The 16452-nt window shown below is 37.4% G+C and carries 12 protein-coding genes and 1 pseudogene; 12 read left to right on the forward strand and 1 reads right to left on the reverse strand.

The features are described 5' to 3' along the window. A pseudogene (locus A6M55_RS17480) lies at positions 1-653 on the forward strand (gfo/Idh/MocA family oxidoreductase); the annotation flags it as partial. Between the two features lie 60 nt (positions 654-713). On the opposite strand, the gene A6M55_RS14140 reads toward A6M55_RS17480, so the two are convergent. After that, the gene (locus A6M55_RS14140; protein WP_064198249.1) at positions 714-2249 is read right to left on the reverse strand and encodes a long-chain fatty acid--CoA ligase; all 1536 of its coding nucleotides are present in this window, start codon (positions 2247-2249) and stop codon (positions 714-716) included. 193 nt (positions 2250-2442) lie between these two features. Here A6M55_RS14140 and A6M55_RS14145 point away from each other — a divergent pair, with 193 nt between their 5' ends. The 11 genes from A6M55_RS14145 (at position 2443) to A6M55_RS14195 (ending at position 16451) form a co-directional block, all read left to right on the forward strand. Continuing rightward, entirely contained in the window at positions 2443-3294 is an 852-nt protein-coding gene (locus tag A6M55_RS14145; RefSeq protein WP_064198250.1) for a DUF2911 domain-containing protein, read from the forward strand. 142 nt (positions 3295-3436) lie between these two features. Beyond that, positions 3437-4516, forward strand: a complete 1080-nt coding sequence (gene prfA, locus A6M55_RS14150; RefSeq protein WP_064198251.1) for a peptide chain release factor 1 — start codon at positions 3437-3439, stop codon at positions 4514-4516. A gap of 108 nt (positions 4517-4624) precedes the next feature. After that, positions 4625-5200, forward strand: a complete 576-nt coding sequence (locus tag A6M55_RS14155) for a non-canonical purine NTP diphosphatase (RefSeq protein ID WP_064198252.1) — start codon at positions 4625-4627, stop codon at positions 5198-5200. Positions 5201-5400: 200 nt separating this feature from the next. After that, positions 5401-6246, forward strand: a complete 846-nt coding sequence (locus A6M55_RS14160; protein WP_015028951.1) for an AraC family transcriptional regulator — start codon at positions 5401-5403, stop codon at positions 6244-6246. A 92-nt stretch (positions 6247-6338) separates the two neighbouring features. Next, complete coding sequence (pruA, locus tag A6M55_RS14165; RefSeq protein WP_015028950.1) at positions 6339-7970, forward strand: L-glutamate gamma-semialdehyde dehydrogenase; 1632 nt, start codon at positions 6339-6341, stop codon at positions 7968-7970. Between the two features lie 107 nt (positions 7971-8077). Continuing rightward, positions 8078-8770 (forward strand): molybdopterin-dependent oxidoreductase, encoded by a 693-nt coding sequence (locus A6M55_RS14170; RefSeq protein ID WP_015028949.1) that lies wholly within the window; start codon positions 8078-8080, stop codon positions 8768-8770. 74 nt (positions 8771-8844) lie between these two features. Beyond that, positions 8845-10188 (forward strand): S41 family peptidase, encoded by a 1344-nt coding sequence (locus tag A6M55_RS14175; RefSeq protein ID WP_064198253.1) that lies wholly within the window; start codon positions 8845-8847, stop codon positions 10186-10188. Positions 10189-10245: 57 nt separating this feature from the next. Continuing rightward, positions 10246-11394 carry a helix-turn-helix domain-containing protein gene (locus A6M55_RS14180; protein WP_064198254.1) on the forward strand — a complete coding sequence of 383 codons (1149 nt, stop codon included), beginning with the start codon at positions 10246-10248 and terminating at the stop codon, positions 11392-11394. A 99-nt stretch (positions 11395-11493) separates the two neighbouring features. Next, positions 11494-12609 (forward strand): acyltransferase family protein, encoded by a 1116-nt coding sequence (locus A6M55_RS14185; protein WP_064198255.1) that lies wholly within the window; start codon positions 11494-11496, stop codon positions 12607-12609. Between the two features lie 269 nt (positions 12610-12878). Next, positions 12879-15002 (forward strand): peptidase domain-containing ABC transporter, encoded by a 2124-nt coding sequence (locus tag A6M55_RS14190; protein WP_082893035.1) that lies wholly within the window; start codon positions 12879-12881, stop codon positions 15000-15002. A 39-nt stretch (positions 15003-15041) separates the two neighbouring features. Continuing rightward, complete coding sequence (locus A6M55_RS14195) at positions 15042-16451, forward strand: HlyD family secretion protein (RefSeq protein WP_015028944.1); 1410 nt, start codon at positions 15042-15044, stop codon at positions 16449-16451. Position 16452 lies beyond the last annotated feature (1 nt).

Below are 16452 nucleotides of genomic sequence, written 5' to 3' on the forward strand. Positions count from 1 at the left end.
CGTTCGACCCACGTAAATACTTAGAATATCGTTTATTCTGGCCTTATTCTTCGGGTATCCCTGGGCAATGGATGAGCCACCAAATTGATACAGTTCACTGGTTCTCTGGCTTGCCACACCCACGTAGTGTAGTTGCCAACGGTGGAATTTACCAATGGAAAGATGGCCGTACAAACGCCGATACGCTAACAGTAGTATTCGATTACGGCCCATTAAACGACCCTTCTACTGGCTTCCAAGTACAATTCACAAGTCGTTTCTCAAACGCTGCGGGAGATACCAAAGAATTATACTACTCAAATGGCGGGATGATTAACCTCGACACCAACGAGATTTCGGATACTGGTGGCTTACGTGAGCGTGAAGCATCAGCAATGGGTTTGAAAGCTAACTTATTGCCAAAAATCAAACTTGAAGGACAAAAAGTTGAGTCAGGTGCAAACACTGGTGGCGACCCACTAACGTTCAACCACATCAAAAACTGGATGGAATGTGTACGTAGCCGCAAAACGCCTCATGCTCCAATCGAAGCGGGATATTCGCACTCAATCGCTACCATCATGTCGAATGCAGCTTACCGCACTGGCTTGAAAGTAACGTTTGATACAAAAACACAAGAAGTATTGGCTGGCGGAAAACCGTTTAAGTATTAAGAATAAATAAGGAAGTCTTCGAACTGGGCGTTCCCCTCAAAGCGAAGACTTCCTTCAATTTTACTTCCTCAATTCCCTCTTCAAAATCTTCCCAGAAGCCCCCATTGGTAAGCTACTCATAAATTCTACTACACGAGGATATTTATAGGATGCAATGCGTTCTTTTGTCCAAACAATTAATTCTTGTTCCGTTATTTGAGCATCGGGTTTTAGCACCACGCAAGCCTTTATTTCTTCACCATATTCGTCGCTTGGTACGCCAATTACGGCCACCATCGAAATGGCCGAATGTTGCATCATTACTTCTTCTACTTCTCGTGGATATACATTGAAGCCCCCACGAATAATCATGTCTTTGGTGCGGTCAACGATAAAATAATACCCATCATCATCTCTGATGGCAATATCACCCGAATGTAACCAACCATTTTTAATACTCTCAGCAGTAGCATCAGGGCGTTTATAATAACCTTTCGTAACGTTATGCCCACGGTAGCACAACTCACCTTTTTCGTTTGCTCCGAGTTCGTTACCGTTTTCATCTTTTATACAAACCTCCACTCCCCAAACTGGCGTTCCGACCGAACCTGGCTTACGCACACGGTCTGGGTGATTGAAGGTAACCACTGGCGAACCTTCCGACATTCCGTAACCTTCCAAAATCGCAACATTATATTTTGCTTCAAAATCTTTCAGCACCTGCACAGGCAAAGCTGCTCCACCCGACAAGCAAACCCGCAGCGAACTTGAATCAAATTTATTGGCTTCTGGATAACTCAAAAGTCCCCAATACATCGTCGGCACGCCCGCAAAGTGCGTGATTTTTTCACTCTGAATCAACGAAAGCACCATCTCGGCATCGAATCTCGGTACAAGCACAGCCGTTGAACCTCTATAAATACTGGCAATCATACACACCACTTGCCCAAAAATGTGGAAAAGTGGTAAAACCAGCATTGTTCTATCATTATAATTCAAATCCTGCAAATCTTTACTCAAATTGGCATTCAAAAAAATATTTGAGTGCGTAAGTTCGGCACCTTTTGGTCTGCCAGTTGTACCAGAAGTATAAATAATTACAGCAGTATCATCTGGCGAAGTAAAATAACTCTGAAAAACAGGCGATTTTCCTGCCATCAACATTCCCATTGTTTGTGTTGCTTCAATTGGAGAAGCATCGGTAAAGGCAGGTGTAATCATAAAAAAATGTTCACAAGAATCAGCCATTTCAAAACCTGCATGTCCTTCTTGCCCCATTGGCATTTCAGGCGTACCCACAAAACAGAAATAAGCCTTTGCATCAGAATCTTGCAAGTGATAAGCTATTTCATGACGTTTCAACAACACACTCAATGGTACAACGGTTGCCCCTGTTTTTAGGATTCCGAAATAGATCATCGGAAAATACGGTAAGTTTGGACACGTAAGAGCTACTTTATCTCCATGACCAATACCAAGTGAAACCAATCCATTAGCAATTTGGTTGGCTGCGGCATCGAGTTGGGAAAATGTAATTCGTTTATCGGCAAATATGAGAGCCTCTTTATTTGAAGAGTTTCGAGCGTGATGTTCTAAAACTGTTGATAAGTTAAACATAGGTTTTACAGGTTAATTGGTATTTGCAAGATATGTTTATTATAGTACTTTAAAAAGAAAAAATTGTTTTAATTAAGGCATAATGCAAGGAGAAAATAAGTAAAAATAGACATAAACTCAAAAATACACCTCGAAAGCACCAATAACAAAAGATATAGCGTAACTTTGCAATTGAAACACTAACTCCCAAAAAATGAACCATTCATTAACAAAATTGCTATTACTCATTTTAGTCTCAACCCTTAGTTTCGGACAAATAAGTACACCTGCTGCAAGTCCATCAGCAAGTGTTTCGCAAACTATCGGTTTTGCTAAAGTTACGATTGATTATAGTCGTCCATCGGTAAAAGGACGTAAGATTTTTGGTGATTTAGTTCCATATGCTAAAGTTTGGCGTACTGGTGCTAATAAAATTACAAGCATTCAGTTTGACCAAGATGTGCATATCAACGGAGCACTCATGAAAGCGGGTAGTTATGGTCTTTATACTATTCCAAACAAAAACGAGTGGACAATCATCCTCAACCGTGATGATAAACAATGGGGTGCTTATGGCTATGATATTAATAAAGATGTCATCAGATTTAATGTTCAGCCTACGAAACCACAAACATTTGCTGAGCAAATGAGCATTGATTTTATTGACTTCAACGCAACAAGTGCTTATGTTTCAATCAAATGGGAAAACACTGAAGTAAGGTTTTTAATTGAACAACGAGGCATTGATGAAAAAATAATGGCCGAAATTGCCGAAAAAACAGCTAAACCTGAGGTTTCAAATGATACCTATTTTGCTGCGGCTGATTTCTATTATCAAAAAGGAATCAAACTCGATCAAGCATTAGCGTGGGCCAATAAAGTAGTTGAGAAAGAAAAAGAATATTGGACATACCAATTGGTTGCTCGTATAGCGGCCAAACAAAATAACTGCGAAGTAGCCGTACCAAATGCTGAAAAATCAATGGAACTTGCCAAAAAGGCAGGCGATGATGCCTACATTAAGTTAAACCAAGCGGTATTTACTCAATGTAAAAAAGGATATTAGATAAATTACCTAGGCGTGGCACATCTTGTTATGAACGATAATGAGATGTGCCACGTTTTTATTTTACGTAGAACAGGTTTCAAACCTGTAAGCGGAGAACAAATGTTTTTGAATAAATCAGTAACAAATAACTAAAAGATATATGTTAAATCAATTAGAAGCCATCAGAGAACGTTATGACGAGGTTTCGCAGCAGATGACCATGCCAGAAATAGTTTCTGATATGACGAAATTTACTCGCCTAAGCAAAGAATATAAAGATTTAGAAAAAATCGTAAACGAGTATAAAATCTACAAAAACGTATTATCGAATATCGAAGGTGCAAAGGATATTATTGCAAACGAGAAAGATGAAGAAATGCGTGATTTAGCCAAAGAAGAGTTAGACGAACTTCTTCCTCAAAAGGAAACTTTGGAGGCAACTCTTAAAGAAATGCTCATTCCAAAAGACCCGAACGATAGCAAGAATGTAATCCTCGAAATTAGAGCAGGAACGGGCGGCGATGAAGCCTCAATTTTTGCAGGGGATTTATTTAGAATGTACCAAAGATTTATCGAAAAACAAGGTTGGAGAATGACCCTTCTCGACCACAACGAAGGTACGGCAGGTGGCTATAAAGAAATTGTCGTGCAGGTTGAGGGTGAAGATGTTTATGGTAAACTCAAATACGAATCAGGCGTACACCGCGTACAGCGTGTACCAGCTACCGAATCACAAGGACGTGTACATACTTCTGCCGCTACAGTGGCCGCCCTTCCAGAAGCTGATGAAGTTGACCTAACAATCAACATGAATGATATTAGGGTTGATACTTTCTGTTCTTCGGGTGCGGGTGGGCAGTCCGTAAATACCACTTATTCGGCGGTTCGTATGGTGCATATTCCAACGGGAGTGACTGTTTCTTGTCAAGATGAGCGTTCACAAATCAAAAACCGTGAAAAAGCCCTCTCTGTATTGCGTTCGAGACTTTACGAAATGGAAATGGCTAAGCACAATGAAGCAATTTCGGCCGAACGAAAAGGTTTGGTAGGCAATGGTGACCGTTCGGACAAAATCAGAACATATAATTACCCACAAAGCCGTGTAACTGACCACCGTATTGGTTATACAGTTTATAACTTACCTACCGTAATGGAAGGCGAAATTGATGGGTTCATTGAGCAACTCCGTATGGCCGATAATGCCGAAAAAATGAAAGAAAATGCAATGGCAGTAGCGTAAAAATATAAATCAACACGAAGGAAATTAGTACATAAAGTTTCTCTAAGCATTTCTTTTGAACTACCCATCTGTGAAACTTTGGCTTTTTGTGAAATTATCAACAAAACAATGAAACTCTGTTTAGCAACGAACAACAAACATAAAGTAGAAGAATTACAAGCCCTTTTGGGCGAAAATTTTCAGCTTCAAACTCTCAACGAAATTGGTTGTTTTGATGATATTCCAGAAACTGCCGATACTTTCGATGGTAATTCTCTACAAAAAGCAATGTATGTTTGGGAACGTTTCCAGATTGATTGCATTGCAGATGATTCGGGCTTAGAAGTTGATTCCCTCAATGGCGAGCCTGGGGTTTTCTCGGCACGCTATGCAGGCGAGCATGGTAATCACGCAAAAAATATTGATAAACTGCTTGAAAATCTCAAAGGAGTTGAAAATCGTGGAGCTCAATTTAGAAGTGTAATTACACTCATAATCAATGGCAAACACTATTTTTTTGAAGGAATAATTCGTGGAAAAATCACACATGAAAAACACGGAGAAAAAGGATTTGGCTATGACCCTATTTTTATTCCTGAAGGCTATGACCGAACATTCGCTGAAATGACCATGGAGGAAAAAAATCCAATAAGTCATCGTGGCATCGCGGTTGCAAAAATGATTGAATTCTTGAAGAATATATAAAAGATAAGCGAGGTCAATGACCTCGCTCAAAAAAACTTTTCATAGGTAAAGTATGTCTGATTGTCTCAGAAAGGTAATCAATCCTTTTTCTGTTACAAAGTTGGGGCTAATCTTCAAAAAAAACTACTCCATCATTATCTAATACTTGTGCTGTATTAACATTATGCCTACATTTGTTTAGCAAATAATGATAATAAAGCATGAAAGTTGAATACGAAAAAATTTCTCCCGACTCAGGCAGCTCTTTTCGTCTGATTCATTGGAAATCGGAAAATGACCGATACTTTTGGCATTATCACCCTGAATATGAGATAGTTTTCGTGAGAAAGGGTTCAGGAAAACTTCATATAGGCGAACACCTCAAAAACTACGAAGAAGGTGAATTGGTATTTATTGGCCCAAATTTACCCCATACTGGTTTTGGCTATGGCGTGATTGGTGAACATGAAGAAATAGTAGTTCAGCTAAGAAAAGATTTTTTGGGAACAGATTTTCTGCAGAAACCTGAAATGGAGCACATCAACCAGCTCTTTGAGAAAGCTAAACAGGGTTTGTCTTTTCATGGTAAAGCTCGTAAATTAGTTGCAAGCAAACTACAAAAAATGCTTACCCAACCTTACTTCGAGCGTATGGTAGAACTCCTTCATATTTTCCAAATTTTAGCCAATACTAACGAATATACTATTCTAAACCATCCAGAAAAACGTTTTGATTTTAGCCACAAAGATGAAGACCGAATCAACAGAGTATATGAGTTTGTAGAACAAAACTACCAACAAAGTATTGATATTCAGGTAGTAGCTGAATTAGCCAACTTAACAGTCCCCTCTTTTTGCCGATATTTCAAGAAAATCACGCATAAAACCTATACGGACTTTGTCAATGAACACCGCATCAATCAAGCTTGTAGATTATTGCTTGAAAACAAACCCGTTGCCAATGTTTGTTTTGAAGTAGGATTCAATAATATTTCGCACTTCAATAAAACTTTTAAACAATTAAAAGGCCTAAGCCCAAGAGAGTATAAATCGAGAATGGAAAAATAAAATTCCACGGGCATCGTAGCCTACAACTCTACCAATAATCTCAAATCTTTTCACTAATTTCGCCCTCGAAAATCAACAAAACTTCATCTACAATGAACAATGCCTTTTTTAAAGTACCAACTCCTATCAATGAGCCAGTTTTAAATTATGGTCCGGGTTCGCCCGAAAAAGCAGCACTCAAAAAGGCTCTTGCCGAAGGCCGCTCGAAGGTTATCGACGTGCCAATGTATATTGGTAGCGAGCTTGTACATACAGATAAAAAAATTAAACTTTCTCCTCCGCACGACCATCAACATGTGTTGGGCTATGCCAGTGAGGGCGATGCTTCACATGTTCATCAAGCAATCGAAGCCGCTTTAGCTGCACGTGAAAGTTGGGCAAATCTTTCGTGGGAACACCGTGCGAGTATTTTCTTGAAAGCTGCCGACCTTTTGGCTGGTCCTTACCGTGCTAAAATCAATGCGGCAACTATGCTTGGACAATCGAAAAATGCTTACCAAGCCGAAATCGATTCTGCTTGTGAATTTATCGACTTCTTGCGTTTCAATGCCTATTTCATGCAACAAATCTACACAGGTCAGCCTGAATCAGTGCGTGGTTTGTGGAATCGTGTAGAATATCGTCCGCTGGAAGGTTTTGTTTTTGCCCTTACACCTTTCAACTTTACGGCCATTGCTGGAAACCTTCCTGCCTGCGTAGCCATGATGGGTAACGTAACAGTTTGGAAACCAGCCTATCCACAAATTTACTCGGCCAACGTAATCATGGAGGTTTTGCGTGAAGCAGGCTTACCAGATGGAGTAATTAATTTGATTTACGTAGATGGCCCAGTGGCTGGCGATATTATTTTCAAGCACCCAGATTTTGCAGGAATTCACTTTACGGGTAGCACTAAAGTTTTCCAAACAATTTGGCAAACAATCGGAGAAAATATCTCAAAATATAAAACTTATCCACGTATTGTGGGCGAAACTGGTGGAAAAGACTTTGTAATTGCTCACGAATCAGCCGATGTAAAAGCATTAGTAACTGGCTTAGTTCGTGGAGCTTTTGAGTATCAAGGACAAAAATGTTCGGCCGCTTCTCGTGCTTACATTCCTTCAAACCTTTGGTCAGCGGTTAAAGAACAATTATTGGCAGATTTGAAAGAAATCAAAATGGGTGGTACCGAAGATTTCTCGAATTTTGTCAATGCAGTAATTGATGAGCGTGCATTCGATAAAATTGCAGGATACATTGATAATGCCAAGAAAAGCGATAAAGTAAGTCTTGTTGCTGGTGGAAATTACGATAAATCGAAAGGATATTTCATTGAGCCAACTGTTTTCTTAACAACCGACCCACACTATACAACTATGTGTGAGGAAATCTTCGGCCCAGTCTTGACAATTTATGTGTACGAACCTCAAGATTTCGAAAAAACCCTTGAATTAGTAGATTCAACTTCGCCGTACGCTCTTACGGGTGCAATTTTCTCACAAGATAGATACGCCATTGATTTAGGTATGAGAAAATTAGTCAATTCGGCAGGTAACTTCTATATCAACGATAAACCAACGGGTGCGGTAGTTGGTCAACAACCATTCGGTGGAGCAAGAGCTTCGGGCACTAATGATAAAGCAGGTTCAATTCTCAACTTATATCGTTGGGTACAGCCTCGTACAATCAAAGAAACCTTTGTTTCTCCAACTGATTATAAATATCCGTTTTTAGGGGAAGAGTAAAATTTAGACAAGGGATATGAGACAAGAAATATGAGAACAAAACGATAATAAAATCGTTGTAGAATATATCTTTTGTCTCTTGTCTTATATCTCATTTCTATACAACCATGGAAGAACAAAACAAACTTGACCGAATTATTGAAGCTCGTATGAAGCTCAAGGCTCGGTTTGAAGATAAAATGAAAACCACCCCATCAATGGCTGATGACAAGCCAATGGGGAAAGGACCAATCAACCGCCACGGAATGCCACAACTGCCAGTAGGACAAACCACGACAGTTAAATGGCCCGTGCTTGATTTGGGTTATCATCCAGATGTTAGTCTTGACCGTTGGCGTCTAACCATCAATGGAGAAGTAGAAAATCCAGTGGTGTTAACTTGGGAAGATTTCATGGCATTGCCACAAGTAGAAGACACCAGTGATTTTCACTGCGTAACTACGTGGTCAAAGATGGATATGGTTTGGAAAGGTGTGCGTTTAATTGATTTGGCCGCACTCGTTCAACCTAAAGAAACTGCTACGCACATTTTGTGTTATGGTTACGACACCTATACAACGAATGTTTCGCTCGAAGAAGCACTGAAACCCGATGTGTTGATTGCTCATACAGTTTATAATGAACCTTTAGCCAAAGAACACGGTGGCCCTGCTCGCATGATTACCCCACAACTCTACGCTTGGAAAGGTTCAAAGTGGATCAAACGAATTGAATTTTTACCTAAAAACAAATTAGGTTTCTGGGAAGAAAGAGGCTACTCTAATACAGCCTACCCTTGGAGAAATGATAGATATAGCTAAGAACCAATAGCATCCGTCCTAAATAATATTTAGCGTTTTTTCGTTAGTAAAGAAATTCATTCTAAATATTTCCAATGCCCAAAATTCTCATAATCTTGTTTATTATTAGCTTTACGAAGAGTTTTGGGCAAACTTTTTCTCCTATTGAAATTCGAGCCGATTTGGCTTTCCTCAAAGAACGCATCGAAGAAATTCATCCCAATCCTTATAAGTTTATTGAACAAAGCCGATTTCAGCAAATTTATGATTCGCTTTATAGAGTCGAACGCTCACTTACAATAAAACAAACCTTTGTTCATTACCTCAATCTTACTCGTAGCATTCATTGTGGGCATTCTTCAATTTTTGTTGATGAGCGACTAATTCCACCCAGCAATTCAAACCCTAAATTCTTACCACTCGATGTTGTAATTTATGATGGCCGAGTTTTTATTTCCAGAAATTATTCAGAAAATCATATACTCCAAAAAGGCATTGAGATTATTGATATAGAAGATATTCCGATGAATCGTTTACTCAAAAACCTTTCACGCTATACCTTTCAGAATGGTGATGGTGTAAATGCTGAAGTAGACAATTATTATCTCCAACGGAATTTCCGAAAACTACTTTATCTGTTTTTTGAAGAACAAGATGAGCTTCATTTGAAAGTTCGTTTAGCCAATAAACAAGAAAAAAGCACCAACATAATGATGAAGCCTCTCGCCTATTTACGAGAAATTGAGGCCGAACGAAATCCTGTAAAAAATGTAGATTTCTATAAAAACATTTACCTCAGCGACTTCGATTCTAAAACATCACTTCTTAAAATTCGGAGTTTTGATGGCAATGAATTTGAGAATGGTAATTTCAGAAACGAAATCTCAACTATTTTCAAAAAATTAGCTCAAAAACAAAGTAAAAACCTTATTATTGATGTACGAAATAATGTTGGTGGCGGCCTTGATTATGCCGATGAAATTCTCAAATATTTACTACAAAAACCATATCAACGTTATCAGGTAAGTAATAGCCCCAACATTAAAGTAAAAAAGAAAGGTTTATCTGCCAGTCAATTTTATGAGCCTACAAACGAATTTTTATTTAGAGGAAATATCTACGTTTGGGTCAATGAAGGCACTTTTTCTACGGCGGTTTATTTAGCTGCTCACCTCAAAAATCAAGCGAACGTTTCGTTAATCGGAACGACTTGCGGTGGGGCAGCCGATGGCTCCTCGGCTGGTGAATTTACCTCTTTTACTTTACCCAATACTAAGTTTACGGTTAGTTTACCACTACTAAAAATCAATTATAACACGACTTCTGCTCTGCATCTTCAACCAAATTTTGAGGTAAAACAAAGTTTATCTGATTTTCTAACAGGAGAAGATAGTGTTGTACTTTTTACAAAAGAGTTACTAAAAGGCACAAAACCGTAGGGTAAAACCATCCGTTTTCAAAAATAACTTCTAAATTTGGGGAAATATTTATCAAAAATGCCCCAAGTTCTTCCACTAAAAATAGACATCTACTCGCTTTGGATATTTCTGGGCATTATTCAAGCCTTATTTTTGGCTTATTTCTTTTTATTCGGAAAACAAGCTCATTTCTTAGCCAATAAATTTTTAGGCGTCTTATTAATTGCCTTTGCGGCGGCATTATCAGAAATACTTTTGTGTTATACCAATTACATGTTTCGAGTCATTTGGCTCATCGATTTTGCCGAACCAACGAATCTCTTGTTTGCTCCTCTGATATTTATTTACCATAAAACCCTCTTGGGAAAGCAATTTAAGAAATCAGATTGGTTGCATTTTTTACCTTTTGTAGCGTATATCGTTTATCTTTCCATTACATTTTACTCGAAAGGTTATCCCGAAAAATATAATGCTTACTTAAACGCCTATCATCATGATACGCTGCCTCAACTAACTTATGAATATACTTTTCCTGAATGGATTTATCTCATTCGAGATTATATCAACGAGCTGATGCTTTTGCAAATGTGTGTGTATGCAGGTTTAGGTATTTCGGTTCTTCGAGAAGTAAGCAATAATGAACGAATGAGCTTTTGGTCGAACCAAAATCAAACATTTGTTTGGTGCCGTAGAGGGCAACTTTATTCGATTTTGGCTACGATTGTTTTTGTTGTAACTAAATTGCTTTTCCCTCATGACTTGGGCGACCATTTCATTGCTGCGTATTTAACATTTTTGATATACGGTTTGAGTTTTACATTTATGAACCAACCCGAAGTTTTTACACCGAGAATAAACAAAAAATACGAAAAGTCTTCGCTGACCAGCGAGATTCAAGAAAATACACTTGAAAAAATTCAGTTGGTTATGCAAAACGAAAAGCCATTCCTCGATTCCTCTTTTTCATTACCCAGTTTTGCCAAACGTTTAGGTGTTTCGCCACATCATCTTTCACAAATCTTAAACGAATCGCTTGGGCAAACATTTTTCGATTTTACGGCCCAGCATCGCATCAATGAAGCGAGAGAAATGCTAAGTAGTCCAACATTTAATCATTTAAAAATTGAAGAAATTGCCGAAATGGTTGGCTATAATTCCAAATCAGCTTTCAATACTGCTTTCAAAAAGTTTACAGGTAAAACGCCTTCAAGTTTTCGAACAAGTTAATGTTCGATTTTATAAGAACGAACTTCTCTTCGATAAGTAAATACTCATTTTTAGGCACAAACGCCTGAAATTTGTCGTAATAACTAAAAAAACAATTTTATGAAAAAGCGACAATATTATCTTGACTGGATTCGTGTCATTGCCTTTGGCTTATTAATTTTTTACCACAGCGGAATGTTTTTTGTCGATTGGGGCTGGCACGTAAAAAACAATGTCATTGCCAATGGATTTAAAATTTGGATGGAAGTCATCAATCCTTGGCGATTATCTTTATTGTTTTTTATTTCGGGTGTAGGCGTAAGTTTTGCCATGAAATCTCGAACGAGCAAACAATTTATAGGCGAACGCACCAAACGCCTTTTGCTTCCACTGATTTTTGGAATGTTTGTCATTGTTCCTCCACAAATCTATTTCGAGCGTTTACAAAGCCAAGCATTTGAAGGTTCATATTGGTCATTCTACCCAAGTGTATTTGCATTCGTGCCCTATCCTGAAGGAAGCTTTAGCTGGCATCATTTATGGTTTGTGGCCTATCTTTGGGTATTTTCTCTTTTAGCCACACCTTTTTTTACATGGATTAAAGCTAAAAACCTACGCTTCTTTTCCTCTGATTCGAACGCATTTCTCAGATTAATTCTTCTGATAATTCCATTAGCCGCGACTTATTTTTTACTTAGAAAAAGCTGGCCTGTTACTCACAATTTAACCTCTGATTGGTACAATTTTACGCTATCACTGCTATTTTTCATTAATGGCTATCTTTTGGGTAGAGAAGCAAAAGTGTGGGATACCATAGAAAAAAATCGAAAAATATTTCTTTTTATAGCCATTTTCATCATTCTATTAAGCAAAACTTATGATGCATTATTTGGAGCACTTCCCGAAAACACTTGGAAAATATTACTTTTAAATAGTATTCTAAAAATGACTCATATTTGGTTTATGATTTTAGCCATTGCTGGTTTTGCCAAACATTATCTCAACTTTTCTAATAGTTTTGTTAGCTACGCAAACGAAGCAGTTTATCCGTTTTATATACTTCACCAAACGATTACGGTTTCGATTGGTTTTTATATGGCTGATTGGCCAATGAGCGTAATTCCGAAGTTTTTTATTTTGGTTTTGGGCACTTTTGGAGGTTCGTTCATGATTTATCATTTCCTTATAAAACCATTTTCTTTAACTCGAATTTTATTTGGATTAAAAAATAATTAAGCCTACTTTCAAAATTATTATTTAACATACAACTACCTATAAATTAATAGTAAAAAGACCCAATTTTAGGTTTCTAATGGTATTCTAATTAGGATTATAAACTCAAAACGGCAAATTTTGCAAAAAAAACGATAGAATTTACTTTTCTGAAACGTGTAAATTCAGTTTGTGCAAAACTATAAAAAACAATTTGTTCAAAGTTTTGTTTGAATTTTATACAGAAAACACTAGTCGTACTTTGTATAAACAGAAGATAATTATACGAATAAATGAAACCAGTCTTAGATAACATATTAGAAAAATTAGCTCTGTTTTTTGAATTTACTCATTACGGTGTTCAAACAAACTCTTCAATCGAGTCGAACGAAGATTTCATTAATCAGCTTCGTAGTACTATTGAGAAAAAGGGTATTGTTTTGATAGAAAATGAAGTAACTGCCAATCAAATCAAAGAGTTTGAGAAGAAAAGCACCACGCCATTTATGTTCTTGGATGGCAGTGGTGAAGGATACTTTTTTTTACCAAATAAAAAAAACAAAGTAAGTAAAGCTTTCAAAATCACAACCGAAGGCTTAGTTCAAATAGATAATATTTTCGAAAAGCTGAATTCTACCTCTGGTATGGTTCAGCTTTTTACATTTTTCCCCGTGGAGGCAATTGCTGAAGAAAATAATTCAACGGAAAAACTTTCACCATTTAAGAGGCTCATCAGCATGCTCCGCATCGAGCGACGAGATATTTTATCTATTTACGTGTACGCCATTTTGATTGGGACTATCAGTTTAGCACTTCCATTGGGTATTCAAGCAATCATTGGTTTTGTACAAGGTGGGGTTTATTTTAGCTCTATTTACATACTTATTGGCTTGGTTATTTTGGCACTCGTTTTATCGGGAGTGATGCAGGTCATGCAGCTTACGATTGTCGAGTTTTTACAAGAGCGTTTATTCATAAAATCTGCCTTTGAGTACACCTATCGAATTACGAATATCAAAACCGAAGCTCTTCGTAATTATTATCCACCAGAATTGATGAATCGATTCTTTGATATTATTACGGTACAAAAAACATTACCCAAAATATTAATAGATGTAACTGCCGCCTTGATTCAGATTATCTTCGGTTTGTTACTTCTTTCAGCCTATCATCCTTTATTTATTGGTTTTGCCTTACTTACTGTTCTTATCATTTTCTTGGTCATCAGAATTTATGGTAAACGCCTACTCGATGCCAACATGGTAAAATCGAAGTATAAATTTAAGATTGCATATTGGCTGCAAGATATGGCTCGTATGACTGCCGTTTTTAAAATTGCTGGCGGAAGAAACTTTCCAATGCAAAAAATGGAACAACTATCGGGCAGTTATCTTAAATATCGTAAAAAGTACTTCAACTATTTACTTATTCTGTTTTATAATGCGGTTTTTTTCAAAGCATTAGTTGTAGGTGGTCTTCTGATTTTAGGAACCTATCTTGTTGTAAATTTACAAATAACCATCGGGCAGTTTGTAGCTTCCGAAATTGTGGTTGTTTTGGTAGTAAGTTCGGTTGAGAAAATTTTATTATCATTCGATTCAATATTTGATTTACTAACCGCCGTTGATAAGCTCGGACATGTCTCTGACCTTCCTCTCGAAAATCATAAAGGCATTCTTCGACATTTAGAGAATAAACAACAAGGTATTGGAATTGAGCTAAAAGGCTTAAAGTATAAGTTTGCCGATAGCCCAGATTTTGTCCTTAATAACATCAACCTAAAAGTAAAACCATCTGAGAAAATAGCCATTTCGGGTATCAATGGCTCAGGGAAAGAAACTTTCTTGAAGGTTTTAGCAGGAATTTTAGGCGATTACCAAGGGCTCATAGCTTATGATGGTATTTCTATTCGTGATATTCAGCAAGAACATTTCTTTCTTTATGTGAAGAAAAATCAAACTGTTGATGCCATTTTCGATGGAACAATCTTAGAAAATATTACCCTTAATCGTCCGCATATCAACGACCAAGATTTAAGAGAAATATTAGAGGGACTTCAATTAAACGAAGGCATTGGTAAACTAAAAGATGGCTTACAGACACAAATTTTATCAGGTGGCCGTAGATTTTCTGACTCATTCAAGACTAAGCTAATTTTGGCTCGTTGTTTACTATCTCAGCCAAGACTTTTGATTTTATCTAATTGCTTCGATTCATTCAATAAACAAGAGTTAGATGCTATTTCTTCGTTTATTTTATCAAGAAGTAAGCCAACAACAGTTTTGATTGAAACAAAGAAAGAGAGTATCATGGAACAATGTGATAAAATAATATTAATGGATAAAGGACAAATTATCCAAGAAGGAACATTTAGTGAATTGAAGAAAGATTCAAGTTTCCAAAATTATTTATACTAAAATCTAGTTCATAGTTTTTTGTTAGCTCTCTATTTTGGAATGAAAAGTTCCCGAGCTAATCTCCAACAAAAAGTTTTAGATAGCAAGATGTTAAACTTATCAAATAATAATATTCCAGATTCTGTCAAAGAATCGAGTAATGCCTACTTACAGGAACTGGTCAATACCCCCAAAGGTGCACATGTCTTGAAGCGTTGGCTATTGGGCTTTTTTATCATATTTATCATTACTTTGTTTTTGCCCTGGCAGCAAAATATCAATGGTAAAGGATACGTAACAGCCCTAAATCCTGCCGAACGCCCACAAGATATTCAAAACGTGATAGCAGGTAGAATTGAGCAATGGAATGTAGTGGAAGGGCAATTAGTAAGGAAAGGCGATACATTAGTTATACTTTCTGAATTAAAAGATGAGTATTTCGACCCCCAACTTCCTACTCGCCTCAATGAGCAGCTACAAGCAAAAAAGGAAGCATTAAGTAGTTATCAAGCGAAGTCTGATGCTTTGCAAAAGCAAATAGAAGCTTTATCAAATAACTGGCAATTGAGTCTTGAAAAAGCTCGAAATAAAGTAAAACAGAATCGGGCAAAAGTAAGTGCTGATAGTTCTGATGTAATAGCGGAGCAGCTTCAAGTTAAAATTGCTCAGGACCGTCTTCAACGTGGACTTACTCAAGAAAAACAAGGTATATTATCGTTGAATGAAATCGAAACTCGACGCTTAAAGTTTCAAGAAACTCAAAACAAATTGATTTCGGTTCAAAATAAGCTAGCAATTTCAAAGCAAGAATTAATCAATAGCCAAATCGAACTTAATTCGGTTAATGCCGAATATGCCGAAAAAATTGCCAAAGCCCGTTCTGATAGGAGTTCGGCCTTAGCTTCCATTGCTGATGGACAATCTGAACTTTCGAAATTAGTAAACAAACAAGCAAGTGTCGATATTCGTCGAGGTCTTTACGTAGTAAGAGCTCCACAAGATGGTTATGTAGTGAAAGCTATGAAAACTGGTATTGGCGAAACATTAAAAGAGACTGAATCAATTTGTACACTTCAGCCAGTTAATCCAAACTTGGCCGTCGAACTCTACGTAAACGCAATGGATGTTCCGCTTATTCAACAGGGTCGCATTGCTCGTTTAGAATTTGAAGGTTGGCCAGCTATTCAGTTTTCAGGTTGGCCTTCGGTTTCGGTTGGTACATTCGCTGGAAAAGTGAAGGTTATAGATATGGTCAATAGTAAAAATGGTCAGTATCGTTTATTGGTTACTTCAGATGGTGGAAATTGGCCGAAACAATTACGTGTAGGGTCTGGTGTCTATGGTTGGATAATGCTCGATGATGTACCTGTATGGTATGAATTGTGGCGTCAACTCAATGCTTTCCCTCCGAGTTTGAAAGAAGCTCCTGAAGATGAGACGAAAGATAAAGATACATCCGAAAAGAAATAAA

The organism is Emticicia sp. MM, assembly GCF_001649495.1.